The 2,633-nt window shown below is 72.3% G+C and carries 3 protein-coding genes; 1 reads left to right on the top strand and 2 read right to left on the bottom strand.

All coding sequences use genetic code 11. The features are described 5' to 3' along the window. The first annotated feature begins 185 nt into the window (after positions 1-185). Positions 186-1,166: a helix-turn-helix domain-containing protein gene (locus FNQ90_RS19115; protein WP_228471395.1), complete on the top strand. Its 981-nt coding sequence runs from the start codon at positions 186-188 to the stop codon at positions 1,164-1,166. A 105-nt stretch (positions 1,167-1,271) separates the two neighbouring features. Here FNQ90_RS19115 and FNQ90_RS19120 read toward each other — a convergent pair whose 3' ends face one another. Beyond that, positions 1,272-1,616, bottom strand: coding sequence for a hypothetical protein (locus FNQ90_RS19120; RefSeq protein ID WP_182607496.1), 345 nt, complete (start codon positions 1,614-1,616; stop codon positions 1,272-1,274). An 18-nt stretch (positions 1,617-1,634) separates the two neighbouring features. After that, positions 1,635-2,633 (bottom strand): phytoene desaturase family protein (locus tag FNQ90_RS19125; protein ID WP_228471396.1); only part of this gene is annotated, 999 nt, incomplete at its 5' end.

Raw genomic sequence — 2,633 nt, forward strand, 5'->3', positions numbered from 1 at the left:
GGGACCACCCCTCCCCCTCCATCCCACCGGCATTCCCGGGGCACACGGAGTTCGAATCCCACTCATCTCCCACCGGAACTACACAGGACCATGACTCTGACCTAAGCTTCGCCACAGGATTTTCCGACGGTCACTCACCACAACTGATTCACCTGACAGGGGAGTTGGCGTTGGGGACACATGTGATGGCGGTACTCGGTCTCTCGGTCCTGGAGGAGGAGATCTACCGGCACCTGTTGCGCAACCCCCACACCGCCGTCGACGACCTGCACATCCTGCTGCGGGCCGACCCGGACGAGACCCGTCGCGCACTGGATCGACTGCGCGATCTCCGTCTGGTGGAGGGTGACGACCAGCACGCCGTCGCCGCGGCCCCGGACACCGTCGTCCCACGTCTGGCCGAGGACCGGCTGGAACTCCTGCACCGGGAGATGCGTGACCTCACCCGCACCCGATCGATCCTCGAATCCCTGGCCCGCGACTGCCCCGCCAACGACCCGACGGGACCCGCGCCCGGCATCGAACGCATCGAGGATCTGAAGACGGTCCGCGACCGCATCGACGACCTGGCCTTCTTCGCCCGCACGGAAGTGTTGGCCGCCGAGCCGTACGCCGCCCTCAGTCCGGAGAACATCGCGCATGCCCGACCGTTGGACATGCGGTGCCTGCGGCGCGGCGTGCGGATCCGGAACCTGGTGCGGCGCACCGCCGTGGAGGACCCGACCACCGCCACCTACCTGCGCGAACTCGTGTCGGCGGGAGCCCGCATCCGGGTAGCCGAGGACTTCTCGGAGCTGATCCTCGTCTACGACCGGCACACCGCGCTGGTTCCGGTCGACCCGGCGGACACCTCACGCGGTGCGCTGTGCGCGCGGGAGAGCGGGCTGGTGGACAACATCATCACGCTCTTCGAGCGGCTGTGGGACGCCGCCGAGGACTTCCCCGTCGCCACGGAGGGATCGCCGGAGGATCCCGTCGACCTCTCCGCCACCCAGCGTGAGGTGTTGTGCTGCATGTGCACGGTGGGCAAGGACGAGACCGGCGCGCGACAGGTCGGGGTGTCCCTGCGCACCTACCGGCGGCACATCGCCGAGTTGATGCAGCTGCTCGGTGCCGAGAACCGCGCGCACGCGGCGCTGTTGGCCCGTGAACGCGGCTGGATCTGAGAACCGGCGCCCTTCGCCACACCACCCGCACCCGCCGACACCGACACCGACACCGACACCGCCGTGCCGGCCGCCACCGCGTCTCCAGCAGAACCCGCCGGGGGTTCACCCCGCCGGGGCCGAGGCGCCTCCGTCCGACGCGTCGCCCACCGGTACGTCGTGCCAGGCCGCCAACGCCGGGTCACCCAACGCGGCGACCACCACCTCGCCGACCCGTCGGGGGGTCGCACCCGGGCCCCCGATCCACAGCGTCAGCCGCCCGGGCGTCGCCCGGTGGGCGTACCGCCAGGTGGAGGGCATCCGGGCCAACAGGCGCACCACCGCGATCTCTCCGTCCGGGGGACCGGGGCCCCGGTGCTCCACCTCCACTCGCACCTCCCGGCGGAGGACACCGCTTCGGTCCACGCCGTTCACGCGGTCCCCGCCGTTCACGCCGTTCACGCCGTTCACGCTCCTTCCCGATGCCTCTCACGGGACTCCCGAGGCGTCCGCGCGCACCGGCCCGACCCCGTCCGGTTCCGGGGTCCCGCCCCCGGCGACGCCGCGATCCCGGGGTCCGAGGGCCGGCACCGCCAGGCCGAACTCGCGTCGCAACGCCGAACGGGCCGCCAGGTAACCGCACATGCCGTGCACGCTCGGGCCGGGTGGCGTGGCGGCCGAGCACAGGTACACCCCGGGCAGCGGTGTGCGGTACGGGTCGATCCGGGCGACCGGCCGCAACAGACTCTGCCGCAGGGTCATCGCACCCGTACCGATGTCGCCACCCACGTAGTTCGGGTTGTACGCCTCGTACTGCGCGCCGGACACGCCGCGCTCGGCAACGATCGTGTCCCGGAAACCGGGCGCGTACGCCTCGATCCGCTCCCGGACCAGGCGCACCGGATCACGACGGTCACCCGCCGGCAGATGGGCGTACGCCCATACCGGTCGTCGCCCGGGGCGCGCACGCCCCGGGTCGACCACGGCGGGGTCCACCACCAGGACGAACGGTTCGTCCCCGGCCACCCCGCGGGCGTTGGCGGTCTCCTGACGGTGGATCTGCTCCATCGTCCCGCCCAGATGGACCGTTCCCGCCCGGCCCACCTCCGGGTTGGCCCACGGGATCGGCTCGGAGACCAGGAAGTCGGCCTTGCCGGCGGCCGGCCCGTACCGGTAGCGGCGCAGGGCCCGGGCGTACCGACCGGGGAGACGGTCCCCTGCCAGCTCCAGCAACCCCGTCGGGGCCACGTCCAACAGCACGACCCGGGCGCCGTCCAGTTCGGTGAGGTCCCGGACCCGGTGACCGGTACGGAACTCACCGCCGTGCGCCCGGATGTCCGCGATCATCGCCTCGGCCAGCACCCGACTGCCGCCGCGCGGCAGCGGCCAGCCGGAACCGTGGGCGAGGTGTCCCAGGAGCATCGCCACGGCCGCCGACGGGAGCGAGGGCAACGGCCCCACGGCGTGCGCGGCCACCCCCGCCAGCAG

The sequence above is a fragment of the Streptomyces alkaliphilus genome (genome assembly GCF_014141535.1).
GTDB lineage: Bacteria > Actinomycetota > Actinomycetes > Streptomycetales > Streptomycetaceae > Streptomyces > Streptomyces alkaliphilus.